The following is a 24538-nucleotide window of genomic DNA, read 5'->3' as shown; positions in this document are numbered from 1 at the left end:
CGCTGCACGGTCAAGGGACCTTGCATAGCTCCGCTCATGCCGGCGCGCCAGTTAGGTGCTCATGAACGGCGCCTGCGGTGGTCGATGCAGCAGGACGGATGCCCTCGAGCCTGGCTCGCTTTAGCAAAAGCGCATTGACGGCGACAAGGGCCGAACTGCCCGACATTGCGAGCGCCGCAATCTCGGGGCTCAACAGGAACGGGTAGAACACGCCTGCCGCGATCGGGAAGGCGATGACATTGTAACCGACCGCCCACCACAGGTTCTGGTGCATCTTGCGCAGCGTGGCGCGCGAGAGCGTCATTGCCCCGACCACGTCGTAGGGATCGCTCTTCATCAGCACGATGTCGGCGCTCTCAATGGCGACATCGGTGCCCGCACCAATGGCGAACCCGACATCGGCTTGCGTGAGGGCCGGCGCGTCGTTGATGCCGTCGCCGACCATGCCGACCTTCAGCCCCTGTCCCTGCAGTTCCTTGATCTGTTCCGCCTTCTGCCCCGGCAAGACATCGGCCAGGACGATGTCGATGCCGAGCATGTCCGCGATGCGCCTAGCGGTGCCGGCATTGTCGCCCGTCAGCATGGCCACGCGCACGCCCTGCTCGTGCAGTTTGGCAATCGTCGGGATGGCTGTCGGACGCGGCGTGTCGGCAATCGCAATGAGCCCGAGCAGCTTGCCGGACCGCGCCACGTGAATGACGGTGCGACCTTCGGCCTTGAGCGTCTCGGCCTTCTCGCCGAGCGCCAGAAGATCGATCTTCTGTTCGTCCATGAGGCGCCGATTGCCGAGGAATACCGGACTTCCACCGACAGCGGCGCTGGCACCCTTGCCTTCGATGTTAAGGAAATCCGAAACCTTGGGAAGCTTCCGGTCCTTGGCCCGCTCGACGATGGCGACGGCCAACGGATGATCCGAGCCCTGGTCCACGGCGGCCGCGATCTGCAGAACCTCGTCGCGTGAAACGCCGGCCGCCGGAACGATCTCGACGACCTTGGGCTGGCCCATGGTCAGCGTGCCGGTCTTATCGAAGACGATCACGTCGAGCTTGGTCGCGTCCTCGAGAGCGGCGGCATTCTTGAACAGGATCCCGTTTGAAGCGCCAAGGCCGGTGCCGACCATGACGGCCATCGGCGTGGCGAGGCCAAGCGCATCGGGACAAGCGATGACGAAGACGGTGATGGTCAGGGTCATCGCGAACAACAGTGGCTGGCTGAGCCACCAGAACCAGACGGCGAAGGTCGCAAGCCCGATGATGATCGCGGCGAGCACCAGCCATTGCGAGGCACGATCTGCGAGCAGCTGCGCCGGCGCCTTCGAATTCTGGGCTTCCTGGACCAGCTTGACGATCTGCGCCAAGGCTGTGTCGGCGCCCACCTTGGTGGAGCGGTAACGCAGCGTGCCACTCTTGTTGATCGTCGCCCCGATGACCTTGTCGCCGACCTTCTTGGTAACCGGCATCGACTCGCCGGTCAGCATCGATTCATCGATCGTCGACCCGCCCTCGATCACCTCGCCATCGACGGGAAGCTTGTTGCCGGGGCGCAGGACCACGATCTCGCCGAGCACGACGTCCGCGGTCGCAACCTCGGCCTCCTTGCCATCGCGCAAGACGGTGGCCTTGGGCGGGGCGAGGTCGAGCAGGGCCCTGATCGCGGCCGAGGCCCCGGCGCGGGCGCGCATCTCGAGCCAATGGCCGAGCAGGATGAACACGAGCAGCACGCTGGCGGCCTCATAGAATTGCTGGCCCTCGAAGAAGAAGGTCGCGCCGACGCTGAACAGGTAGCCGGTGCCGACGCTCAGCATCACCAGCACGGCCATGTTGAGGACGCCGTTGCGCAGGGCCCGCCAGGCGGCAACCAGGAACGGCCAGACAGGATAGAGGATCGCGGCGCTGGCGAGGAAAAACATCGCGACGTCTTCGCTCAGCCCGAAAGGCGGGCGCAACCAGGGCTCGCCCAGACCCATCGGCTCCATGGCAAAGATCGGCAGCGTGAAAACCAGGCTGACAAGGAACCGGTTGCGCATGTCCTTGACCATGTCTTGCATGTCCATGCCGGCGCCGTGCCCCATCTCATGGGCCATTGCGTCGTGCGGCACCTTGGCCGCAACTGTCCTCCGGTCCATTGGACCCGTTTGGATCATGGCGGCGTGATCAGGCCCGGCGTGCCCGGAGATCGCGGCCGGATGCCCTGGCGGAATTGTCGTGCTGTCGGGACTGCACAGATGCCGAGGTACGGTCTCGCCGCGGCAATGGAAGCCGCAGGCTTCGATTTCGTGGGCAAGGGTCTGCGGGCTCGTCCGCCGTTCATCGAACTCGATGGTCGCCGTGGTCGACCCCGCGTTCATCGCGACACCGGCAACATCAGGCAAAGCCGCGAGACGTTTTTCGACCGCCGCGAAATCCATCATGCCGACTAGGTCGCGCACTTCCAGATTGATCTTTTTCATCGTCGCTCTCCATGCCGCATATCGTGGTGGCGACCGCACGCCAGCGGTGACTCAGCTTCGGTAAGCGAAGGCCGACATCATGCCGCCTGACTGGTTGGTGAAGGGTGCTGCGACCACAGAGCTGCGGCGCCTGCCACTGCACCCTTCAGGATATCTCGGCGTTTCATGATGATTTCCTTCGGTCTCGAGATTGTTGTTTCGGTCAGCACAGAAAGATCATGCCCGAGCGCCTCCCTGGCCTTTAGGGCGCACGGCGCTCGCCGGCGGAACCGAACAGCCTGGCCACATGCGGAAAAAAGGCGGGCACGCGGGCCGCATAGCGGTCGTAGGCATCGGCGAATTCCTTTCTCGCTTCACGCTCTTCGATGAAGGAAAGCCGCACATACATGCCAACCAGAACGGGGAACATCAGCACCGTCAGCAGCGTCGGCCACTGCACGAGGAAGCCCGCCATGACGAGAACGAAGCCGACATACTGCGGATGCCGGACGGAGGCATATGGGCCGCCGGTTGCGAGGCGATTGTGGCGCTGCGCTTCGTAAAGCACCCGCCACGCACTCGCGATCAGCACGAAGCCGCCGCCGATCAGGAAGAAGCTGAGAATGTGGAAGGGGCCGAAATGCGGATTGAGCCGCCAGCCGAACATCATCTCCAGGAGGTGACCGGCATCATGCGAGAGCCAGTCAACGCCGGGGAACCTTGACTGCAGCCAGCCTGAGAACATGTAGATCGTCAGGGGGAATCCGTACATCTCGGCAAACAGCGCCACCAGGAAGGCGCTGAATGCACCGAAGGAGCGCCAATCACGGCCGGTTTGCGGCTTAAAGAAGCTGAAGGCGAACAGGATGAAGATCACCGAGTTGATAATAGCCAGGTCCCAGAGGCCGTAGGCGGAAGATTGCTCGACCATGATCATGCTCCTTTGTGGTGTTTGGGGCCGTTTTGCGCGTTCGGCTCGGTTTCCCTGTGCCCGGCTTGTTTCTTGTGCCCTGCATGACTGCCGTGACCGCCATGGCCGCCATGCATGAACATGTGAAGCAGAGGGCAGGCGAGCAGCAGCAGAAAGGGAAGGGCGCCGAGCGTGTGCGCCCGGTGCTCAGAGAGAAGGAAAAACGCGGCGATCAGCAGGAAGGCGATCGCGGCCAGGCCAGTCTTCGAAGTCCAGAATCCACCCGTTCCTGCCTCGGCCTCCTGTTCTGGTTCGGAGCCGGTCGGGGTATCGGATATGCGGTGTGCGTTGGGGTTCACGGGTTGAATTCCCTTTGATGTCAGCGGTTGCCGTTGCCGGCCACGGCGGTCGAGGCGCGGCTTTCGAAGCCGTAAAGCGCGAGGCTGAGGGCCCAGACCAGCGCGCTGGCAAACAGTACCCACCTGAAATCGGAGCCGATCGTGAAGTTCGCCACCGACATCAAGCCGATGGACGATGCCCCTCCGACCAGAGCGCCAGCCAACGCGACCGGGTGACGAGTCCGGAACGCTGTGAGCGCCAGCGCAATCAGCAGAACGCCGGTAGCGAGGGCGTAGCCGCCGAGCACCCGGAAAACCTGCGTGAGCCACATCGCAACACGCGGACCGAAGGCTTCCAGCTCGGCGGCCGAGAGATTCATATAACGGACATCCTCGGGCAGCAGTGGCGGCCTGAGGGCGATGAAATACAGTCCGATCCCCGCGATGATCATTCCCGCCAGGGCAAGCGTTGCGGACGACATCGTCCATGGATTGGCTGCAGCTTTCATGAGGCCCGCCCTAACGGCGCCCGGTGGCGACGACGTTGTAGATCGAGGCGTAGACGACACCCGCCACGAGGCCGACGACGCCAAGGCCGACGATGCCGTAGAGAACACGGCCAGGGCTCATCTGCGCCGCCAGTCTAACCGCGCTGAAGTCGAGCCCGTGCATGAAGGCGCCGAAGAAATCGAGCGTCGCGTCCGGCCAAATGGCGAAGGCCAAAGCACAGAGCATGCTCATCAGGGCCAGCGTCACGCCCAGCGCAATGCCGACGGACAGAATGCTAAATTTACTCATGGGTTCCTCCCGTCACTTCGCGTGTTGCTTGAGCCATTCCTGCATTGCGGCGATCTCGGCCTGCTGAGCCGTTATGATCTGATTGGCCCAGTTCCTGACCTGATCATCCTTGCCGAATTGCAGGACCGCCCGGGCCATGTCGATCGCCCCTTGATGGTGCGGAATCATCGACTGGACGAAGGCGATATCGGGATCTTCGGCCTGGATGGCCTGCATCATCGGCCCGTCCATTCGCTTCATGGCGTCCATGTAAGTCCTGGAGGCCTCGGGCATGTTGGCAGTGTCCATTGGCATGTTCTTCATCATGCCGCCGCCCTGCATCATGCCGCCCTGGCCGCCTTGCATCATCTGCTGCATCATGGGCATCATCTTCTGCATCGTTGACATCATCGTTGTGCACTGTTCAGGCAGCTTGCCCGGCACCGCGTCAGCTGCCGGAGCCGTTGTCGTGGCTTGCGGTGCGTCGCCCTCGGGATGGTGCGGATCCGTCTGGGCAAATGCCGCGCCCGAAAGAGCTGTGAATGCGGCAAGCGTGATCATTCGAAGGTGGGTCTTCATGACTGTTTCCTTTCGTTGGTGTGAAGCCGAGGCGAACTCTGAGAATGGGTGCGCAAGGCACAGCCGGATCGCGAATACCGGTTTGACTACGCGGATCGTTCGCGCGTTATCGGCCTTGGCGTGCGCTGCTGGGTTCAACAGTCCCAAGGCCGCGACGGCGCGATATCAGGCGAAGGTCTGGGGAGGTTGCAGGAGGGCCTCGGGGTCGATGCCTGTTGCCAGAAGCGCCTTGCCCTCCATGAAGCGGGCGGTGCCGGACGGGCAATTGACGACCCCACATTCGCCGGTGGCGGAAATGCTTGCAGCACAACAGCCCGATGCGGCTGAGTACGCGCAGTCGGCGCCGTGCTCGCAACAGCCATCGTTGTGATCAGTTGCCGTGACATCGCCTGTCACCTGGCTGGAGCCGCCAATGGGGGGAACTGCAAACTCGGCAATGGCGCCGATATCAGCGCCCATACCCGGACCCTGGCCGGCAAGACCAGCGCCCATGACGACGCTGCCCGCGATCAGAACGAGCATGGAAAGCAAGGCGCGAAGCTGGGTCAGTCCAATTTCCATCTTCCCAGTGTGGCATAGCTGCGCATCGCCGCTTTGACGCAAATCAAAGCCGCGGCTCCGGGGGAGCGCTTAGGTTGCCGGGTCTTATCCAGTACGGATCGGACGTTTTCCCAGGCCCCAAAACCGGGAATGAACCGGAGGTGAGGTGATGCCAGCAACGCCGCGTTCCACCGAGACCACCGTCAGGATAGAAGCCGCGGCCGAGACCGTGTTCGCCTATCTCGATGATCACAGGCATCTCGGGACTCATATGAGCGCCTCGTCGTGGATGATGCTCGGCTCGAAAATGGACTACGACTTCGATGCACATGAAGCTCGTTTGGTCGGCTCAAAATTTGGATTCCATGGCAAGATACTTGGAATTGCACTGTCTGCGGAACAGGTGGTTACGATCCGGGTGCCTCCCAGATTGAAGGTCTGGGAAATCATCGGTGTCCCAAATCTCTGGGTGATCGGCCGCTACCGCATGGGTTTCGAGATCGTCCCCGAATCGAGCTGCTGCCGGCTTCGGGTGTTCATCGACTACGACCTGCCACAAACAGCGCCGTCCCGTTGGGTCGGCCTGATTTTTGCCGATATCTACGCACGTTGGTGTACTGACCGGATGGCGAAAGACGCAGCAGCTTATTTCGAGAAGACAGGGGCGCAGACAGTCGCGTCGACCAGCTGATCGAGGCGGGCCTTGTCCGACTCATTGGCAAGAGCCGCAGCCCGGCGCTGAGGATCGGTCATACCCGAGCGCTGGTTCAAACCATGTGCCGCGTTCACCTTTGGCAATTTCGACGGCGTCATCAAGCCTGCCGATAGCGGCAAGCTTGCCGGTTGCCTCAGTGAATTCGATTGCGGCGCTGACCTTTGGCCCCATGGAGCCAGCGGGAAAATCCCGGCCTGATATCTCTGTCGGGCTAACCCTCCGGAGCGCACGGGCGGTAGCGGTGCCATAATCGACATAGACTGCGTCGACGTCTGTCAGCATGAGCAGCATGTCGGCCTTGAACTTTTGCATCGCCCGCCGAATCGGCAATCGAGCGTCGCTAGGTCGACCGCAGAAAGGGTGAAACGTCGCCTGCGGTGAGCAGTGTAACGCCCGTAAGTGGGAGATTTTGACATGGATCAACGCCGCAACATACGAGGTCGCTAATATATTGCCACGCATGAAAGGGGTCTGTCATGGAAATTACAACGCACGACCTCATGACGGTGCTGCATGGAATGGGGTTTGGAGCTCTGTTCATGCTGGCGTTCTCCGGCGCGCTGGTCGAACTCTATCGAATTTCTGCGCCTGGCGCGCCGTCGGCGATGAGCGCGGGAGGCCAAACACTGCTTGGTCTTTACCTCGTGGCGATGGTGATACTCGCGTGGCTCACTGTGTTCTCTGGCACCTACGTCATCTATCCTTGGTATCGAGCCGTTCCGCCGGAAGGCGTCACCGATCTCGCGGACTATCCGCGGCGATTGCTCCTGTCCAGCGGGAAGACATCCGAGTGGCATAACGTCGGCATGGAATGGAAAGAGCATGTAGGCTGGCTAGCACCGATCGCCATGACCATGGTGGCCTACGTCACCATGAAATACGGGCGAGCAATCATTCAACACCGGAATATGCGCATCTCCGTACTAAGTTTCGCCGTGGCTGCCTTTGTCGCCACGGGAATCGCCGGAGCGTTCGGTGCATTCCTGAACAAATACGCTCCGATACGGGGTGGCGATGTGATCATTCTGATGCAGGAGGAAGGGCCATGACTACGTCGCAAAATGCGGTCGAGTTTGGAAAGACCGTTGAGACGATCCCGAATGGCCCCGGAGCTGCGGCCATTCTGGCAGCGGGCATCGGTTGTGCTGCCATCGGCGTTCTAGCATTCGCGTCCGAGCTGTCGCCCGGACTGCGGGGTCTATTGAATTTCTACAATCCTGTCGGCCCGCTCTCCGGCAAGACGACCGTAACAATCATCGTTTGGCTCATTGCTTGGTACGGGCTGTCACGGATTTGGCAAAGGGAAACGGTGAACATGCGCACCGTCAACGTCGCAGCGCTCATCTTGCTCGGGATAGGATTCCTACTAACCTTCCCGCCGTTTTGGTACCTTTTCGTGTAAACTCCGGGTTCGCCGCCGTATCCATCACTGAGCTTACCCGTCACGCCGCGATCATCTTCGCTCCCGTCGGTGACTTGGTCCCGATCGCGTTGCGTGCTGTGCGCAAGGGCGGTAAAGTGCCGTCCTGGTGCCGTGATCGACTCCAACCGGACTATCTGGCCCGCTCACCGAGCTTGCGGATTTGTCCGAGCCATTTCGCCCGCGTCGCATCGCTGGCGCCCGCGACCATGCCGAACAGGGTTTCGCGCACCGGGCTGATGCCGGCAAAGCGCAGAATGCTCCGCCGCATGCCCGCAATGCCGTGGCTGAGGAACCAAAGCCGGTAAAAAATGGAGGGCATGCCCATCGTCACCACCATACGGGCGGAGCGGCCGCGAAGCAGTGTCTTGGGGAAGCCGCCATTGTCCGGGTAGGCAAAGGCCGTTCCCGGCCGCATGACCTGTTCCAGAAAAGCCTTGAGCAAGGCCGGCATGGTTCCGAGCCAAAGCGGAAAGACAAACACGATGTGCTCCGCCCAGACGATCGCTTCGGCGGCATCCTTGAGGCTGTCGGGTATCGCGCCGTGTTCGAACTCCTGCATCGTACGCAGCATAGGAAAATCGAGCTCTGCCAGATCGATTTGCCGCACGACATGTCCCGCCCGTTCCGCGCCCTCGGCATAGGCTTGCGCCAGACCGCGGCAGAGCCGGTCCGGAGACGGGTCAGGATGGCCGACCACAACCAGGATGCGTCGCGACATGAGTTGCTCCCGAGGCGTCTCGTTTGAAACGCTAAGGCCGCTCGACCCGTGCCACCTGATAGGTGTGCATGGCTCCGTTGCGTTCGATCGACACGTATTCACCGGTCACGAAACGTTCGTCGCCGAGATGGAAGCCGATCTCGTCGTCGCGGTCGCCTTCGGCATAGTCAAAATACCATTGTCCGCCGGGCTTGCGCCGCAGACGGCCGACCAGGTCTTCTTCACCGGCACGAAACCGGCGCACGCGACATGCGGCCTTATGCTCCTTCCACTCGTCCGGATCGATCCGACCGTCACCATTCAACGGAGCGAGCACGTCATAGCCCTCCTCGCGGTCACCTTCCGGGTGGCCCTTTTCACGGGCAAGCAGCAGCCGGACATGGCGGAATTTCGAGGTGAGGTCGTTCAAGCTGGTCATGGCAAACTCCTTTTCATGGAGTTGATAACCTGGCGGTCGAGCCTGACCTTGATCCGCATCAAAGAAGCTGGAGAGTTTGACCGGGCTCAGGCGTTCGGCAGCAGGACCGTGGCCAAGTAACCGGTGATCGCTGCCAGCAGGGCTGCGCCCGCCAGCGGCAACCAGAACCTGATCGGACCGGCAAACACCGCCAGCGACAGCCGGCCGATCGCGTTTGCCGCCAACGCCGCTAGCACCGCCTGGCTCACGATCTCGACCGGGACCGAATGTTTGACCAGGCGCAACGCGCTGAGCACCGAGACGTCGACATCGAACGTGCCTGCAAGCGTCGCGCTCGCCAGCAAGCCGCGCCCGCCGAATTGAGCAGCCAATGCAGCGCTCGCGGTGGCGACAACTGCAAAGAGCAAGGCGAAAAGCAGCAACGGGCCCAATTCGAACGGATTGCGTGCCAGTGCACCACTCTTTTGATCCCCGCCGGCGCGGGCCAACAAGAATAGTCCGCAGGCGGCGAAGACAAGCGCTGCGGCAATCGCCGGGATGCCGACCGCAGCGAAGACGCTTGGCTCGACGATCAGTACGACAGCGCAAACGCGCAGCACCGAGACCATCGCCGCCAGCGAAGCAGCGCCGGCGAGCGGCCGTGGGTTGCTTGCGGATGTGGCGTTGCGGGCAATCGCCATGGTCACGGCGGTGGACGAGACGACGGCACCTGCAAGCGAGCTGACGAGCAGACCGCGCGTGGTTCCCAGGACGCGAATGGCGACATAGCCAGCGAACGATATCGACGCCATCAGCACCGTGAGGAACCAAACTTCCCACGGGTTGAAGCCACCCCACGGGTCCATCGTCCGGTTTGGCAGCAAGGGCAAGATAATCGCGGTCATCACCGCCAGAATCAGCGCCGAGCGGAGCTCGATCCAGGTCAATCGCTTCAAGAGACCGTGCAGGATCTCGCGACTGGCAAGGACCGCCGCCAGTGCCGCCCCTCCGGCAGCCGCGACCCGGAAATCGCCGGCGACGGAAAGGGCACCGAGCGAGAACACGCCAAGGCCCGCTATCACTGCCGTAACGCTGAAATCCTCGTCATGTGCCGCCTCGCGCGCCTTGTACCAGGCGAAGACTGCAGCAAAGGCGACGAATCCGCCGACCAGCACCGATACCGCGTCGAGCGCTCCGGCCAGAGCCGCGAGAATGCCGCCGAGAAGGCCGGATATGCCGAACGTTCGAATTCCGGCCGTGCGGCTGTGATCGGGTTCGTCCCGCTCGCGCCAGCCACGCTCCAGTCCGACGAGGAGGCCTATTGCCAGTGCCAGTCCGAGCCGTGCGATGAGCGAATCCATGGCGTGGCTGCTTTCAGGCTGCGGCCGTCGGCAGGTGATCGCGAACCCACCTGACGATCTGCCCCGCCGTCATGGCGCCGGATGTGCGCGCAACCTCATGTCCGCCATGGAAGAGGACCATGGTCGGGATGCCGCGAATGCCGAGCCTGGCTGCAACGGCCTGCTCATTGTCGGAATTGAGCTTGATCAGGCGAACATGCGGCTCCAGTTCGTTGGCTGCCGCTTCATAGGCCGGCGCCATCATCTTGCAGGGGCCGCACCACGGTGCCCAGATGTCGACGACAACGGGGAGGCTGCATCGTTGGACCTGGCGATCGAAGTTCTGTGCGTCGACGTCTTCCGGGTGACCCGAGAACAGCTTGGAGCCGCATTTTCCGCATTTCGCGTCCCCGGCATTGCGTGCCGGCGGCAGGCGATTGACCCCGCCGCATTTGCCGCAGACCACCAGTTTTTCCTGCGCCATGGCCATTCACCCATTCGTATCATCAATTATGCGCGTTCAGGACGCCCATCGCCAAGGGTGCGCAACGCGTTCAGAATGACCGCGACATCGATACCCTCCTGAAGCAATGCTCCCGCCACAGGCGTGATCTGCCCCATGGCCGCCACGGCCATCGCCACGGCTGAGAGTGCCAGCCCGGCGATGATGCTCTGCAAGGCGATCGTACGGGTGCGTTGCGCAATCCGAACCGCATCAGCGACCGGCTGCAGCCTGTCAGCCAGCACGATGACGTCCGCTGCCTCCGAAGAGGCCGTTGCACCGCGCGCGCCCATGGCGACACCCACCGTCGCGGCGGCGAGGGCAGGGGCATCGTTGATGCCGTCGCCAACCATCATCGTTGGTGCCAAGGCTTTCTCGGCTTCGACCGCCGTGACTTTCTCAGCGGGGACAGCGTCGGCCACGACCGCATCGAGGCTGAGCAAGGCCGAAATGCGCTTGGCCGCCAGGCCGTCATCGCCTGTAAGCATGACCATACGCGCAATACCGGCCGAGCGCAGGTTGCTGAGGGCATCGCGAGCATCCACGCGCAGCGCGTCCCCGAAAGTGAATATGCCGGCAAGTCGCCCGTCGAGCGCCACAAACACCCTGAGTACCGGATCGTTCTGGTATCGCCTTTCGCCGCTTTTCGCCCAGCCGGGCAGCGGTTTGTCGGCGAGCACCAGAGCCCGCGATCCCGCCGCGATCGACATGTTGTCGACCCGTCCATTCAGGCCCGCACCGCGATGCTCGCGGACATTGCACGGATGCGACAGCATCAGCTTTCTGCCGCGCGCCGCCCGGACGATCGAATCAGCGAGCACATGGTGGGAGGCTTGTTCCAACGATGCCAACAACTGCAGCAGATGGTCGGCATCACGGCCGGGCGCAGCTTCGATTTCGATGAGCTCGGCGCCGCCGATGGTCAAGGTCCCGGTCTTGTCGAAGATCGCGGTTCGGACTTGCGCAAGGGCCTCTAGAGCCACGCCGCCTTTCATCAAGATGCCGGCACGCGCGGCGCGCGATACGCCGCCGATGAAGGCCACGGGGGCAGCGAGGATGAGCGGGCAAGGTGTCGCGACCACCAGAACGGCGAGCGCTCTGATTGGATCGCCAGAGATGTACCAGGCGGTACCGGAGACCAGCAAAGTGGCTGGCAGCAGGAACAGGGCAAAGCGGTCGGCCATGCGGATGAACGGGGATTTCGCGGTCTGTGCTGCAGCGACCATGCGCACGATTGCCGCATATGTGCTCTGTTCTGCGAGTGCCGAAGCCCGCATGCTGAAGGCCTCACCGTTGTTGAGGGTGCCGCTGCGCAGCGTGTCGCCTGCGCTCCGCCGTTCGGGCAGTGGTTCGCCGGTTACCGCGGACTCGTCGAGAGAGGCCGAAGCATCAAGCAGGATGCCATCGACTGGGAGCAGTTCGCCGGCCCGTACCAAAAGCTCGTCGCCGACAGCAACGTCTTCGACGCAGATGGTTTCTGTTCCCAGCGTTGACGTCCGATGGGCGACACGCGGTGACCGGTCGGTCAATGCCTTGAGGTTTCGCTCCGCGCGTCCGCGGGCAAAATCCTCGAGTACCGTGCCGCCGGCATACATGATCGCGACCACCACTGCCGCCAGGGATTGACCGAGCAGCAGCGCGGCGGACATCGACACCAACGCAATGGCATCAACGCCGAAGCGGCCGATCCAGAAATCACGCAAAATAGAAATGGCGAGAGCCACCACCACGGGCAGGGTCGCAACCGTCCAGATCGTGTCGGCCACAAGGGATCCGAACCCGGCTCGCCAGACTCCGACCCCAAGGGCGAGACCCAGGATGGCAATGACCAGCAATGCGCGTCGCAGGGTGGACTCGTTCATGCGATGCTTTCCGATTTTGATCGATGCTTGCAATCGCTGAGGGGCAGCGTCGATCTCGCGCAACAGCTAATCGCGATAACCGCAAAACGCTTTGATTCAACGCAACGAACCGGCAAGATCGACTGGTGATTATCGCCGGGAATAGGAGGCACAGGGTTGACCATCCGAAATCTCGAACATGCATTCGCTCCGAAGTCGGTTGGCGTCTTCGGAGCATCGGGGTGCGACGGCTCTGTCGGGCGTGTCGTCTTCGACAACCTCGTGAACGGCGGCTTCGAGGGCGAGATCTGGCCGGTCAACCCGAAATATTCGCAAGTGGCTGGCCGACGCTGCTACGCGAAGGCGGCCGATCTGCCAACCATTCCCGACCTCGGCGTCATCGTGACGCCTCCGCAGACGGTTCCCGGCATCATACGGGACCTCAGCGAGAAGGGCACGCGGGCGGCGGTCGTCATCACCGCCGGCCTGACGCGCGAGAACGGATTGCGGCAGGCCATGCTCGATGCTTCGAAGGCCACTCTTTTGCGCATCATCGGACCCAACACGCTCGGCCTGATGATCCCGCCTGTGAAGCTTAATGCTGGATTCGCACATATGGCGGCCAGGCCCGGCAACATTGCGCTGCTGTCGCAATCCGGCGCCATCGCCACATCGGTGATCGACTGGGCGGCGGACAACAATGTCGGCTTCTCCCAGATCATCTCGCTGGGCGACATGGCAGATGTCGATGTGGGAGACTGCCTCGACATGCTGGCGGGTGATGCGCGCACGCGCGCCATCGTGATGTACCTCGAAACCATATCCAATCCACGCAAGTTCATGTCTGCGGCACGCGCGGCGGCGCGCATCAAGCCGGTTATCGCGATCAAGTCCGGCCGGCACGAGCAGGCGGCGAAAGCCACGGCGACCCACACCGGAGCGCTGTCGGGCGCCGACCGTGTCGTCGAAGCTGCGTTGCTGCGCGCCGGTATCCTGCGCGTCAAAGGTCTGACCGAACTGTTCGATGCTGTTGAGACGACAGCCCGTTTCGCTCCGTTGCAACGAGCCCGCGTCGGCATTGTCACCAATGGCGGCGGCGCCGGTGTGCTTGCCGTCGATCAACTCATCGACTGTAACGGCGAACTGGCAGAGCTCTCGCCGGAAACAATCGCCCGATTGGAGGCCGTCCTGCCTGCCACCTGGTCCCACGCCAATCCGGTCGACATCATTGGGGACGCTTCGCCGGAGCGCTATCGGGTCGCGATCGAGGCCGTCGCGGCCGATACCGGGACCGACGTTGTGCTGGTTATGAACTGCCCGACCGGGCTCGGCTCGCCGCTTGCTGCGGCAAGCGCCGTGGCGACACTCGCGCGGGACGGCAAGATAGGCAGCAAACCGGTCCTGACCTGCTGGCTTGGCGAACACACGGCGCGCGAAGGACGCCGTGTTCTTCAGGATGCCGGAATTGCCAGTTTCGAGACGCCTGCGGACGCCGCAACAGCCGTCTCCTATCTCAGCGACTGGTCGCGAGCCCAGCGGGCGCTGATGCGAGTGCCGCCGAGCCGCGGCGAGCACACGATGAGCGATCGAGAAGCCGTGCTTGCCATTTTCAGGCAGGTCGCCAAAGAGGGTCGGCGAATGCTGACCGAACCGGAAGCCAAGGCGGCGATCTCCGCCTATGGCGTTCCCGTGCCCGAGACCATTGTCGCCAAAACCGCCAGCGAAGCGGAAAAAGCCGCCGGCCACCTTTTGAAGAGGGCGGAAGAGGTCGTCGTCAAGCTGCTGTCGAAGGCGATTTCGCACAAGTCCGACATCGGTGGCGTGGTGCTCAACCTCGCGACCGCCGCAGCGGCCGGAAAGGCCGCCAGGTTAATCGAGGCGCGCGTACGCAAGCAAGCTCCGCAAGCCATTATCGAAGGCTATACGGTCCAACCCATGGTGGTCCGGAAACAAGCGCAGGAACTCATACTGGGTATGAGTTGCGATCCCATTTTCGGCCCCGTCGTCCTCTTCGGTGCCGGCGGCGTCGCGGTCGAGGTGATGGACGACATAGCGTTCGCACTGCCACCGCTCGACGATGTGCTTGCCGGCGACCTGATCGAGCAGACGCGGACTGGCCGCTTGCTTGCCGGGTTCCGCGACCACAAGCCGGCTAATCGTGGGGCAATCGTTGCGGCGCTCAATGGGCTGTCGCAGATGATCGTAGACTTTCCATGCCTCGTCTCCCTGGACATCAATCCATTGTTGGCCGACGCTGATGGCGTGATCGCACTCGATGCCCGCATCGAGATCGAGCGGGGACGCGTCGAAGAACCGGGACCGAACCCGGCGCTCGCCATCAGGCCTTACCCGTCGGGCTGGAATAGGGATGTTTCGGTGGGCGGCGCGCACTATCACATTCGGCCGATCAAGCCGGCCGACATCGCGCTCTATCCGCAATTCCTCGCCAGGATTTCTCCGGATGATTTGCGACTGCGTTTTCTGTCGTCGCGCAAGAGCTTCTCGGACCAGATGCTGAAACGGCTCACACAGCTCGATTATGACCGCGACATGGCTTTCGTCGCGCTGGAAGCGAGCACCGGCGCGCTGGCAGGGGTCAGCCGGCTGTCCTGCGATCCGGATCACTCTGTCGCCGAATACGCGTTGCTCGTACGCACGGACCTGCAGGGTCATGGTCTCGGCTGGGAGCTGCTCAGGCAGATCGTCGACTATGCAAAGGCCGATGGGATCGGTCGGATCGAAGGTATTATGCTCAACGAGAACACCAAGATGTTGGCAATGTGCCGCGAGTTCGGCTTTTCGGTAGGGCATCATCCGAGCGAGCCTGGCCTAGCTGAGGCAACGCTCGAACTCCGTTGAGGCCGATCACCCTGCGGCAACCAGTCAGAAGGCCGTGTGTAGTGACGATCCTTCCTTTTGGGACGTGTCTCCTTCGGAGAACCTTCTCAACTCGGCGGCGATGTCGGCGAGCTTTCGATCGGCGTCGACCTTGCGCCAGGCGGACGGGGTGGCCTTTCGTTGCAATTGCCGCGAAAGGATATCGATGGTGGCATCGGAAGGACCACCCCGGCGCTCGCTTACCCGTCGCCAAAGAACAAGCGGATCCGCCTCCAGCCAGAATCCGGCGAAAGCAACGTCTCTATCATTTGCCGCCTTTTCGATGCGGTCGCGATCGGCCGGCCTGTCAAAGACGGCATCGGCGATCACCGAGCCGCCTTCGGAAAGGATCAGGCCGGCGCGCCATGCCATTTCGCGGTAGACGCGGTCGGACACCTCAGGTCGATAAGCCCTGTCCGGCAGCTTCGTCTCGGCCGGTACCCCATGCATGGCTTTGCGGATGCGGTCACTCTCGACAATGCGCGCGCCGGGCGGCGCGCCGACATGTGCGGCGAGTGCCTCGGCAACGACCGTCTTGCCAGAACCACTCAAGCCGCCGATGGCGTTCAGCCGCGGAGGCTTTTCCTGGAGAAGTGTTCGGGCAAGTTCGAAATAGGATTTGGCCTCGGCAATCAGGCCGCCGGAATCGTCACCGCCTTCCTCGATCTGGGTTGCGGTGACATGCGCGCGCACCGCGGCCCGCACTGCCATGAAAAACGGCAGGAGGATGAAACCGTCCTCGTCGTCTGCTTCGTCGAGGTAGCGGTTCATCACCAGGTTGGCGAGTTCCGGAAAGCCGCGATGCCAGAGGTCCATCAGCAGGAAGGCCAGGTCGTAAAGCACATCGATGCTGGCGATCTGGTCATTGAATTCGATGCAATCGAAGAGGCGGGGCTCTCCGTCGAAGAGACAGATGTTGCGCAGATGCAGATCGCCGTGGCATCGCCGGATCTTGCCTGCCGCCTCCCGCCGGTCGAGCAGTTCACAATGACGGGCGAGGGCGGTGCGAAAAATCCCGGTGAATGCCTTGATCTCGGCTTGCTCGAAAACATGGCTGGTGGCAAAGCCGGCTTCGTTGATGGCGAGCACGCCTGCCAGGTTCGAGGATCCGCTGCCCTTGTGGACCTCCGGCGCGCCGCGATGATAGCGCACGATCATGCGCGCGACCGCCGTCATCAACGCAGGCGTCAGTTCGCCGCCGACTGCCATTCGATCGAGCAGCTTCGACTGATCGAAGCGGACCATCTCGATTGCCGCATCGACCAGTTCGCCGCTTCCGTCGAAGGCGAGCTTGCCGCCGGCCTCTCGCGTTATGCGCCGCACACCCAGATAGAGGCCGGGCGCGGTCTTGGAGTTGAGCTCGACCTCTTTCTCGCAAGCGGCGAGCCGCAGGGCCGGGGTCGAGAAGTCGACATAGGGCAGCTTGACCGCTCGTTTGATCTTGTAGGCGCGCCCGCCAACCAGGAAGATACGCGAGATATGGGTTTCGATCGCCTCGACCGGTCCGCTTTCGCCATACGTGGCAGAGCTATGCAGAAATGCGACGGTGGCCTGCTGGTCTTCTACGATCATTGCCTGCCTCCTGTTCGCCTGCGCCTGCGAAATGACCAAAGCCCTCCCGAGGAAGTTGTCCCTCGAGTTATCGCTGCAGGGTCTGGACGTAACCGGCCAGTTCATGGATCCGTTCCCTGGTGACGATTTCTCCAGCGTTCCGGCCGTATTTCCGGGCGTCCCCGGGAAGGAACTGTCGACCCCAGACCGGCATGTCGCGATCGTCATGCTCCGGCACCATGGTGCGGCCGTCGATCACCGCGAAAACGCGCCAGTAGGGGAACTCGCCGCCGTTCTGCTTGGACAGGTGCGTCAGGTCCGCCGGGCGCTTCAACAGTTCATCGGCAAGGGGTCCGTCGCCCTTACCTTCGGGACCATGGCAAACGGCACAGGAGTTCATGTATTCCAACTTGCCGTTGCCGACTTCCTGGGCGCCGGCCGCGTTGAAGGCCAAACCTGCAAAAGCTACTGCGATCAGGATTTTCACTTACGAATCCACCAATTGCTTGCTTGGGTGAAAGCTACAGGCCGGGTTAGCGAGCACATTGATGCGCATCAAATGCCGCCACGCTCACGGTGTTTGATTCAGCGCAATGAACGCGCCGGCTGCACTCGTTAATGACTGAAACCACGACTGATCCTTCCCTTAGAATGAGGAGTTGCCGCCGTGACTTTCAGGACACTGCTTACGATTACCGGACCGAACCAGGGCGAGGGCGATCTGAAGCTCGCCGCCTCGCTGTGCGAACAGATAGATGCCCATCTCTCCGTGCTGGTTCTCGAGCTTGCCGCGCCGCCCTCAGGCGGTGAGTATGCTGTTGTCCTCTCACCAACCTGGCTGGAGGAGCGTCAGGCCGACCTGAAAAGGCTCAAGAAACGAATTTCGGAGGTCGCGGCATTTGTTTCCCAAACTGCCGTATCGGTTGATCTGAGCGACGACTATCCCGATACCGCCTGGGCGGACGAGATCATCGGAAGGCGTGCCCGCTACGCCGATCTGGCCATTCTGGGGCCAGACCTGCTCGCAAGCCATATACTGAAGGATAAGGTCATCGAGGGCGTCTTGTTTTCGTCCGGCAGGCCCCTTCTGCTCGTCCCCGAGGGCTCGCGGCCGACACTGAAGCCGAAACGCGTGCTCGTCGCTTGGGACGCTCGTCTGGAATCTTCGCGTGCCGTGCGCGAGTCACTGGACCTGCTGATAGGCGCTGAAGAGGTGCACATTGCCATCATCGATCCGGTTGAAGATGAATACCACCATGGCGCGGAACCGGGCGCAGATGCTGCGGCCTTTCTCGCACGGCACGGCGTGAAGGTTACGGTCGACCGGCTGCCGAGCTCGAACCATTCAGTCGCCGACGTTCTTCGCCGGCACGCTGTCGACACCGCCGCCGACCTGATGGTTATGGGCGCCTACGGTCATTCGCGGCTGCGCGAGCGCATCTTCGGTGGCGTCACCAAGTCGATGCTTGAGAATCCATCGCTGCCGATCATGATGGCCCGGTAGCCATTCCAAGAAGCAGTCGGGCCGGCGCAATACTGCCGGCCCATGCTTTTGGAGCAACTTGCTGGGCCGAGAGCTGGCGGAACAGTCTACTCGCTTGCTTCCCGGCCCGACACCTGTTCGATGAGAATCCGGAAGAATACGTGGGATATGCTGTCCGACACCGGGGGGGTGACCGGCTTGAGTGCGCCAGGCTCCCACCAGTCAGAGTGCTTGCTCAACACCGACCACGCATGGTCGCGTTGAGCCTTGTAGCCGATCCGGTCAGGCAGCTCTTCATAGCGGCCATCGACCACCACGCTTCTCCATCCCCGCCCTTGGCCGCGTTCGTCGATCTGGACGCACACCCGCGGATTGGAACGCATCCAGTCGATTTTCTTGCCCGGCATGGAAAACGCATAAAGATGATTGTCTGCGTGGGCATAGTAGAATGGCACGACGTAGGGCTGGTCGTCGTTGGAACATGCCAGCCGGCCTACGCGATTGCTCGCCAGCACTTTGCTGCATTCCAAGACCGAAAGTGTGCGGATCAGCATCGGTGGGATCTCCTGTTTTCTTTTCTCGGCTATCCTGTCGGTCGTCGTTTCATATCGCTCAATTCGGCTCGGCGTATTTTGGAAAGCATCTGGAGGCTTCTTACATGGGTCGAGTTTCCTTTGACCTACATAGGTGCGGCGCCAGCGCGCGCGATCTCAATTCGATAAAAGTCGGTGGAAAGATCCAGCCTGAAGGACAGAGCGTGTCACGCCTCCGAAAGCCCATTCCCGAGCCCGGCTATGACCATAACCGCCCAGAACAATGAGATCAGCTGCAATCTGCTGCCCAATCTGAAGAAGAATTTCTGCCGGCGCTGACCGGCGGCTATCCATCACTTCGGATCGTGCCTTCACTCCATGACTTGCCAGAAAACGCTGCGCGTCCTCCACGCCGGCACGGCACGTCACCTCACCACCATCTTCAACGGTGGCGATCACCACGTCTCTAGCGTCGACCAGGAATGGCAGAGCGTCAACGACGGCGCGCCTGGCCTCGCGTGTGTCATTCCACGCAATCAGAACGCTCTCGGGCCTGTCTGGCGCAAGTGTATCCGACGCAACAAGAACGGGGCGGCCCGCGGACAGAATCAGGCTGCCCGCATCCACGGTCCGGTGATGGTCGATCATGAAATCCTGCATCGGAGGCCCGACAACAATCAGATCGGAGGCGCGAGCGTTGAGCGCAAGCTGCTGGGTCGGATTGCCGACTACGCCCCGCCATGAGGCCCGGTCACTGCCGTTGACGGTACAGAGGAATTCCTCTTTCAGGCAATTTAAATGACCTTCTATTTCATCGACCTGACACCATATCGCCTGCGCGGTAGACCCGTCCTCCATGCCCCTTGGCATGACGAAATGCCCTTCAGCCGCGCAGAAGGCGATAAGATCGGCGTCATGCGTTTGTGCAAGCTCCCATGCGAACGCAACGCGCGGCGCAGCGATGGCGTCAATGTCCAGCTGAACCATAATCGTCCTGAAAGCCATCACCCAAGCTCCTTCGCACTTGGCGCAAGAGGGCACGAAAACGGGCCAAGGACCTTGATGCGCATCAAAAACGGATGAACTCAAATAGTGCTGGTCGCTTCACTTGCGTCGTTGATCTCGATCAACGACCAGTCGATGACGGCGGCTAGTGTTGTTTGGCAAACATTTAGGTTCACGGTCGCGGCCCCACAGGGAGTAATCGCCATGAAAACCAATGCCGGGTCCTCGCACTTCGCCTTACAGCCCTTGCCGACAGCGACGAATGGCCAGAAGTTGCTCATCGCAGCAGCTGGCCTTCAGGCCCACGCTCTCAAGGCAATGACGCGGTATCAGGTCGAGACGCTATCTTTCCTGAAGCACCGCTGCGAGCAGAACGTCAAAATGGTCGATGATCTCGTCGCGGGTAGCGAATTCAACGACGCTTTCGATGTGCTCAGCAACTTCCTTCAGAACGCGACCTCGGAATATGCAATGGAAGCCGGCAAGGTAGCCTCGATCAGCTCCAGACTTGCTTCGGAAATCGCAAGGCATATTCGCAGGCAAGCTGAGGCGACGATCGAGGACATGGCAGCAAGCACGGTGGCCTGACGAACTTTGATCGAATCAAAGCCAAAGACACCCGAGGGCAAAGGCATTCCGATGAGTTTGAAGTGGGTGACTTGTCTTTCGGTGTATTCTGCCCACGCGGCAATTGTCGCTGGAGTGCTTGGGCTAACTACCGTGTTGGTGAGCGCCGATCCTATCGCGCACGGAAGGGCACTGGTTGAGGTCAATTGCGCGCGATGCCATGCGGTTGGACAAACAGACGTGAGCAGCCATCCCGACGCACCTGAACTTCGCAAACTTTCGCAGCGTTATCCGCTCACTGATCTCGAGGAGGCACTGGCCGAAGGCATTTCAACCGGTCATCCGGATATGCCTGAGTGGGTTGCCACCCCCGACCAGATAGAGGCAATCATCGCTTATATCGGAAGCTTGCAAAGACCCACGCCCAACAAGCGCTCGTGGAATTGATCTGGCGCAACCAGAACAGTGGTGCGGTTTTCTAGCTAGAGTTATTGGATTTTGTGGGATCCAAGCAATGTCTCGCCGGTTCAATGCCGCCACTACTCGCAGATATACCTTGCGCCGCATGGCCAGAGATGATTTCGCGCGGTGGATGGCGCGATCAATTTCCCGGTATGCGCCGCCCGCTAACAGCAGCACGCAAACAATGAATGCCACTGTGAAGGATTCCGAAGGGAAGACCGCCATCGTGACCGGAGCCGGGTGAGGTATCGGCGCTGCGATCGCAATTGAGCTGGCTGCACGCGGGGCACAAGTCACGCCGCGATCTGGAACGGCATCCGCAGTGCGCGAGGTGACGCAGATCGTCTCGGCGGCCGGCAACGCGCGCCTGTCAGGTGAACGTAACAGAAGCGCTCGGACGAACAGATGGTTGCGTTCGCGGTTGAGACGATCGGCGGGGCTGCACCTCGCCGTCAACAACGTCGGCATCGGCGGGCCTGGTGAGGCAACGGCCAATTATCCTCTCAGTGACTGGCAAAGGATCATGGACGTCAACCTCAACGGCGTCTTCCATGGGCTGAAGTATGAGATCGCCGCCATGCTGAAATCGGGGAGGCGCGATCGTCAACATGTCATCCATTCTCGGTTCGGTCGGTTGGTAAAATACCTGCGCCTATGTGGCGACCAAACATGCGCTCGTTGGGCTTACCAAGGTAGGGGCCATGGAGTATGCCGTGCAGAATGTTCGCGTTAATGCGGTTGGGCCGGCGTTCATTGATACGCCTCTGCTGACGAAGAATTGGATGCGGAAACGATTGGACATTTAGCAGCATTGCATCCAATCGGCCGCCTGGGAAGTCCAAGGGAAGTGTCGGCACTGACGTGCTTCCTCCTCTCCGGGAACGCAAGCTTCATCACTGGCAACTACCATCTCGTGGATGGTGGCTACACGGCCAGATGAGTAGGTGCCGACGGGCACGTTGCTGTTGGCTCTCGCCCACTTGGAAAATGATTCAGATCAAGGCGGGCCTGCCGCTTCCTCGCATCATAGGGAATGATGTGGAAGCCAATCTCAAGCGCTCCGTTCGGTCGTGAACTCGAACTCGCCGTCCTCGACGACGACGGCGAACATGCGCTTGTATTTCCCTGCGTAAAGGGCCGAGAGGGCTGGCAGAACGCCACGACCGGCGCACGCGTTGACATCCGCCCGACTCACTGGCGCGACTGGGTGCCTGATAGGGTCCCGGCAGATAACGGCGTGTCTCTCCGTGACTCGCCTTAACGTTTGGATTCCACGATCAAAGCCATGCGCACGAGATGCGACAGGCTACTCGCGGCCATCTTGCTCATGACATTGGCGCGATGGATCTCGACCGTGCGCGGGCTGATGCCTAGATCGTAGGCGATCGTCTTGTTCGGCAGGCCCGACACAAGCCCGTCCAGCACCTGCCGCTCCCGCTCTGACAGCGTCGACAGACGGCCATAGATTTCCGAGGATTGAGGGTGATCTGCATGGACCTGGTGGCGGTTGCCTAACGCCGAGCGGATCGCATCGATAAGAATATCGTCGTCGAAAGGTTTTTCGATGAAATCGGCGGCACCTTCCTTCATCGCCTGAACAGCGAGCGCCACATCGGCATGACCCGTCATGACAATGACCGGAAGCGTATGCCCGCGGGTCCGAAGCTGTCGCAGGAACTCGATGCCGTCAATGCCGGGCATGCGCACATCGGTCACAATGCAGCCGTCAAGACTGCTGGTGGCCGCGGCCAGAAAAGCTGTCGCCGATTCATGCAGGCGCACGGCGAAGTCCGCCGTCGCCAGCAGAAAACCAAGCGACTTGCGAACATCGACGTCGTCGTCGACCACATGCACAAGATCGTTACCGGCCATTGGCGACTTCTTCCTTCTGCACGATGCGCAGGGTGAATCGGAAAGCGGTTCCTCCAGCGGGCATTGCTTCGGCCCAGATGTGACCACCGTGCGATTCGACGATAGTGCGGCAAATGGAGAGGCCAACGCCCATGCCCTGCTTTTTGGTGGTGACAAATGGCTGGAAAAGCTGGGCAGAGACTTCCGGCGCTAGTCCAGTGCCTGTGTCTATCACACTCACCTCAGCCATTCCGTCATCGCGGGCGACGGTCGTGACGTGCAGCTCACGGCGTGGTGCTCCTTGCATGGCTTCCACCGCGTTCCGCATCAAATTGAGCAGAACCTGCTGAATCTGGATGCGGTCGGTCAAGACCAGTTCGGCGGCCGGATCAAGCTTGTAGCTGACGCGCACATCTATTTCTCTTGCCCCGACCAAGGCTAGGGAGGAGGCTTCTTCAATTACTGCAGGCAGGCGTTCTACCTGACGCTCACTCTCACCTCTGGCGACGAAGTCCCGAAGATGGCGAATGACATCTCCGGCCCTCAAGGCTTGGTCGGCTGCCCTTTCAACCGCTTCCCTCAGCATCGGTGCATTATCATCAGTGCTTTTTTCGAGAAGCCGTCGGCTGCCTTTGAGGTAATTCGTAATGGCCGTGAGCGGCTGGTTGATCTCATGTGCCAACGTCGAGGCCATTTCGCCGAGCGCGGTAAACCGCGCCATATGGAGAAGCTCCTGCTGCTGCTCCTGTATTCTGGCTTCTGCCTTATGGCGTTCGGTCAGGTTGCGGCAGAAGCCGGTAAAGAAGCGGCCGGTCCCGGGATGCATCTCACCGACCGAAAGTTCCATGGGAAAGGTCGAGCCATCCTTGCGCATTCCCGTGACCGTGCGGCCGAGCCCGATGATCCGGCGCTCTCCGGTAGTCAGGTAGCGGTGCAGATAGGCGTCATGCTCTTCGCGATAGGGCGACGGCATCAGCAGACTGACATTTTGACCGAGGACTTCGCTGGACTGGTAACCGAACAGTGTTTCGGCAGCCGTACTGAAGGACTGAATACGGCCTTGTTCGTCGATGACGACCATTGCGTCGGGCACCGTCGCCAGGATCGAGCGCAAATGATCTTCGCGCAATCGAAGGGCGGCGTTTGCATAGGAGAGCTCGCTGACGTCCGTGCCTTCGACAAAAATAGCCGTGATGCGACCATCGTCGGCCTTGATGGGCTGATAGACGAAATCGAGGATATGCGCTTCGGTCGGCTCGTCATCCTTGTTGCGAAGAGCGACTTTCACCCCCCGGCCAATATAGGGTTCACCAGTTGCGTATACCTGGTCCAGCAGTTCATAGAAGCCTTGGCCTTCAAGCTCGGGCAGGGCCTCGCGTACCGACTTTCCAATAACCTGCCGTTCACCGATCAGGCGCTGATAGGCGGCATTGGTCAATTCGAAGACATGACCCGGCTCACGCATCAACGTCATGAACCCCGGGGCCCGCTCGAACATCAGGGAGAGCCGGTCGTGATCGGCCGTGGCCGGCCCTTCACCGCGAGCGCCGGTTGATAAGTCACGTGTTTGTTTGTCGTCCAAATGAAGTCCTTTGATCGGGCAACCCGCAACGCAGTCTAGTTATCATTCATCGCTTTGCTGCACATCTCTACCAGCAATGCAAACCGATCAAAACAGCGAGCCGCGGCCGAGTGGGTAGG

General features: G+C 61.3%; 26 protein-coding genes and 1 pseudogene. 8 read left to right on the top strand and 19 right to left on the bottom strand.

Features of this window, described 5'->3' with window-relative positions:
• Positions 1–34: 34 nt before the first annotated feature.
• The 7 genes from AC0L3I_RS25020 to AC0L3I_RS24990 form a co-directional block, all read right to left on the bottom strand.
• Positions 35–2449: a heavy metal translocating P-type ATPase gene (locus AC0L3I_RS25020; protein ID WP_473528588.1), complete on the bottom strand. Its 2415-nt coding sequence runs from the start codon at positions 2447–2449 to the stop codon at positions 35–37.
• A gap of 241 nt (positions 2450–2690) precedes the next feature.
• A complete protein-coding gene (locus AC0L3I_RS25015) occupies positions 2691–3359 on the bottom strand; it encodes a methyltransferase family protein (protein ID WP_473528587.1) in 669 nt (222 codons plus the stop codon).
• A 2-nt stretch (positions 3360–3361) separates the two neighbouring features.
• Entirely contained in the window at positions 3362–3697 is a 336-nt protein-coding gene (locus tag AC0L3I_RS25010; protein ID WP_473528586.1) for a DUF2933 domain-containing protein, read from the bottom strand.
• Positions 3698–3717: 20 nt separating this feature from the next.
• A complete protein-coding gene (locus tag AC0L3I_RS25005) occupies positions 3718–4158 on the bottom strand; it encodes a hypothetical protein (RefSeq protein WP_473528585.1) in 441 nt (146 codons plus the stop codon).
• A gap of 37 nt (positions 4159–4195) precedes the next feature.
• Positions 4196–4474, bottom strand: coding sequence for a DUF5676 family membrane protein (locus tag AC0L3I_RS25000; RefSeq protein ID WP_419695596.1), 279 nt, complete (start codon positions 4472–4474; stop codon positions 4196–4198).
• A 12-nt stretch (positions 4475–4486) separates the two neighbouring features.
• Entirely contained in the window at positions 4487–5032 is a 546-nt protein-coding gene (copM, locus tag AC0L3I_RS24995; RefSeq protein WP_258122812.1) for a CopM family metallochaperone, read from the bottom strand.
• Between the two features lie 165 nt (positions 5033–5197).
• Positions 5198–5593, bottom strand: coding sequence for a hypothetical protein (locus AC0L3I_RS24990; protein WP_473528584.1), 396 nt, complete (start codon positions 5591–5593; stop codon positions 5198–5200).
• Positions 5594–5741: 148 nt separating this feature from the next.
• Between AC0L3I_RS24990 and AC0L3I_RS24985 the strand changes: the two genes are divergently transcribed.
• The gene (locus AC0L3I_RS24985) at positions 5742–6263 is read left to right on the top strand and encodes an SRPBCC family protein (RefSeq protein WP_473528583.1); all 522 of its coding nucleotides are present in this window, start codon (positions 5742–5744) and stop codon (positions 6261–6263) included.
• Between the two features lie 21 nt (positions 6264–6284).
• Here AC0L3I_RS24985 and AC0L3I_RS24980 read toward each other — a convergent pair whose 3' ends face one another.
• The gene (locus AC0L3I_RS24980; RefSeq protein WP_473528582.1) at positions 6285–6599 is read right to left on the bottom strand and encodes an amino acid kinase family protein; all 315 of its coding nucleotides are present in this window, start codon (positions 6597–6599) and stop codon (positions 6285–6287) included.
• Between the two features lie 164 nt (positions 6600–6763).
• Here AC0L3I_RS24980 and AC0L3I_RS24975 point away from each other — a divergent pair, with 164 nt between their 5' ends.
• Positions 6764–7336: a hypothetical protein gene (locus AC0L3I_RS24975; RefSeq protein ID WP_473528581.1), complete on the top strand. Its 573-nt coding sequence runs from the start codon at positions 6764–6766 to the stop codon at positions 7334–7336.
• On the top strand, positions 7333–7689 hold the full coding sequence (locus tag AC0L3I_RS24970; protein WP_473528639.1) for a hypothetical protein: 357 nt from the start codon (positions 7333–7335) through the stop codon (positions 7687–7689). Before AC0L3I_RS24975 ends, AC0L3I_RS24970 begins: the two co-directional genes overlap by 4 nt.
• A gap of 151 nt (positions 7690–7840) precedes the next feature.
• Here AC0L3I_RS24970 and AC0L3I_RS24965 read toward each other — a convergent pair whose 3' ends face one another.
• The 5 genes from AC0L3I_RS24965 to AC0L3I_RS24945 all read right to left on the bottom strand — a co-directional run bounded on the left by AC0L3I_RS24965 (position 7841) and on the right by AC0L3I_RS24945 (position 12529).
• Complete coding sequence (locus AC0L3I_RS24965; protein WP_473528580.1) at positions 7841–8428, bottom strand: NAD(P)H-dependent oxidoreductase; 588 nt, start codon at positions 8426–8428, stop codon at positions 7841–7843.
• Between the two features lie 31 nt (positions 8429–8459).
• The gene (locus AC0L3I_RS24960) at positions 8460–8846 is read right to left on the bottom strand and encodes a hypothetical protein (protein WP_473528579.1); all 387 of its coding nucleotides are present in this window, start codon (positions 8844–8846) and stop codon (positions 8460–8462) included.
• Positions 8847–8932: 86 nt separating this feature from the next.
• Positions 8933–10186 (bottom strand): MgtC/SapB family protein, encoded by a 1254-nt coding sequence (locus AC0L3I_RS24955; RefSeq protein ID WP_473528578.1) that lies wholly within the window; start codon positions 10184–10186, stop codon positions 8933–8935.
• 13 nt (positions 10187–10199) lie between these two features.
• A complete protein-coding gene (trxC, locus tag AC0L3I_RS24950) occupies positions 10200–10649 on the bottom strand; it encodes a thioredoxin TrxC (RefSeq protein WP_473528577.1) in 450 nt (149 codons plus the stop codon).
• 26 nt (positions 10650–10675) lie between these two features.
• Positions 10676–12529, bottom strand: coding sequence for a heavy metal translocating P-type ATPase (locus AC0L3I_RS24945; protein WP_473528576.1), 1854 nt, complete (start codon positions 12527–12529; stop codon positions 10676–10678).
• Positions 12530–12685: 156 nt separating this feature from the next.
• Here AC0L3I_RS24945 and AC0L3I_RS24940 point away from each other — a divergent pair, with 156 nt between their 5' ends.
• The gene (locus AC0L3I_RS24940; RefSeq protein ID WP_473528575.1) at positions 12686–15367 is read left to right on the top strand and encodes a bifunctional acetate--CoA ligase family protein/GNAT family N-acetyltransferase; all 2682 of its coding nucleotides are present in this window, start codon (positions 12686–12688) and stop codon (positions 15365–15367) included.
• Between the two features lie 24 nt (positions 15368–15391).
• Here AC0L3I_RS24940 and AC0L3I_RS24935 read toward each other — a convergent pair whose 3' ends face one another.
• Positions 15392–16957 carry a bifunctional aminoglycoside phosphotransferase/ATP-binding protein gene (locus AC0L3I_RS24935; protein WP_473528574.1) on the bottom strand — a complete coding sequence of 522 codons (1566 nt, stop codon included), beginning with the start codon at positions 16955–16957 and terminating at the stop codon, positions 15392–15394.
• Positions 16958–17024: 67 nt separating this feature from the next.
• Complete coding sequence (locus AC0L3I_RS24930; RefSeq protein WP_473528573.1) at positions 17025–17423, bottom strand: c-type cytochrome; 399 nt, start codon at positions 17421–17423, stop codon at positions 17025–17027.
• Positions 17424–17603: 180 nt separating this feature from the next.
• Here AC0L3I_RS24930 and AC0L3I_RS24925 point away from each other — a divergent pair, with 180 nt between their 5' ends.
• Positions 17604–18440, top strand: a complete 837-nt coding sequence (locus AC0L3I_RS24925) for a universal stress protein (protein ID WP_473528572.1) — start codon at positions 17604–17606, stop codon at positions 18438–18440.
• 86 nt (positions 18441–18526) lie between these two features.
• Here AC0L3I_RS24925 and AC0L3I_RS24920 read toward each other — a convergent pair whose 3' ends face one another.
• Together AC0L3I_RS24920 and AC0L3I_RS24915 are read right to left on the bottom strand one after the other, a co-directional pair.
• Entirely contained in the window at positions 18527–18973 is a 447-nt protein-coding gene (locus AC0L3I_RS24920) for a pyridoxamine 5'-phosphate oxidase family protein (protein WP_473528571.1), read from the bottom strand.
• A gap of 156 nt (positions 18974–19129) precedes the next feature.
• Positions 19130–19957 carry a universal stress protein gene (locus AC0L3I_RS24915; RefSeq protein WP_473528570.1) on the bottom strand — a complete coding sequence of 276 codons (828 nt, stop codon included), beginning with the start codon at positions 19955–19957 and terminating at the stop codon, positions 19130–19132.
• Between the two features lie 204 nt (positions 19958–20161).
• Between AC0L3I_RS24915 and AC0L3I_RS24910 the strand changes: the two genes are divergently transcribed.
• From AC0L3I_RS24910 to AC0L3I_RS24900, 3 genes and pseudogenes are all read left to right on the top strand, one after another.
• Positions 20162–20545 carry a phasin family protein gene (locus AC0L3I_RS24910; protein WP_473528569.1) on the top strand — a complete coding sequence of 128 codons (384 nt, stop codon included), beginning with the start codon at positions 20162–20164 and terminating at the stop codon, positions 20543–20545.
• A 6-nt stretch (positions 20546–20551) separates the two neighbouring features.
• On the top strand, positions 20552–20971 hold the full coding sequence (locus AC0L3I_RS24905; RefSeq protein WP_473528568.1) for a c-type cytochrome: 420 nt from the start codon (positions 20552–20554) through the stop codon (positions 20969–20971).
• A gap of 262 nt (positions 20972–21233) precedes the next feature.
• Positions 21234–21926, top strand: a pseudogene (locus tag AC0L3I_RS24900) (SDR family NAD(P)-dependent oxidoreductase).
• Positions 21927–22243: 317 nt separating this feature from the next.
• Here the strand turns inward: AC0L3I_RS24900 and fixJ are convergent.
• Both fixJ and AC0L3I_RS24890 read right to left on the bottom strand, forming a co-directional pair.
• Positions 22244–22858, bottom strand: coding sequence for a response regulator FixJ (fixJ, locus tag AC0L3I_RS24895; RefSeq protein ID WP_473528567.1), 615 nt, complete (start codon positions 22856–22858; stop codon positions 22244–22246).
• Positions 22848–24335, bottom strand: coding sequence for a PAS domain S-box protein (locus tag AC0L3I_RS24890; protein WP_473528636.1), 1488 nt, complete (start codon positions 24333–24335; stop codon positions 22848–22850). Before AC0L3I_RS24890 ends, fixJ begins: the two co-directional genes overlap by 11 nt.
• Positions 24336–24538: the final 203 nt, after the last annotated feature.

The organism is Mesorhizobium sp. WSM4840 (assembly GCF_055811755.1).
This window is presented reverse-complemented; position numbering and strand designations above follow the sequence as displayed.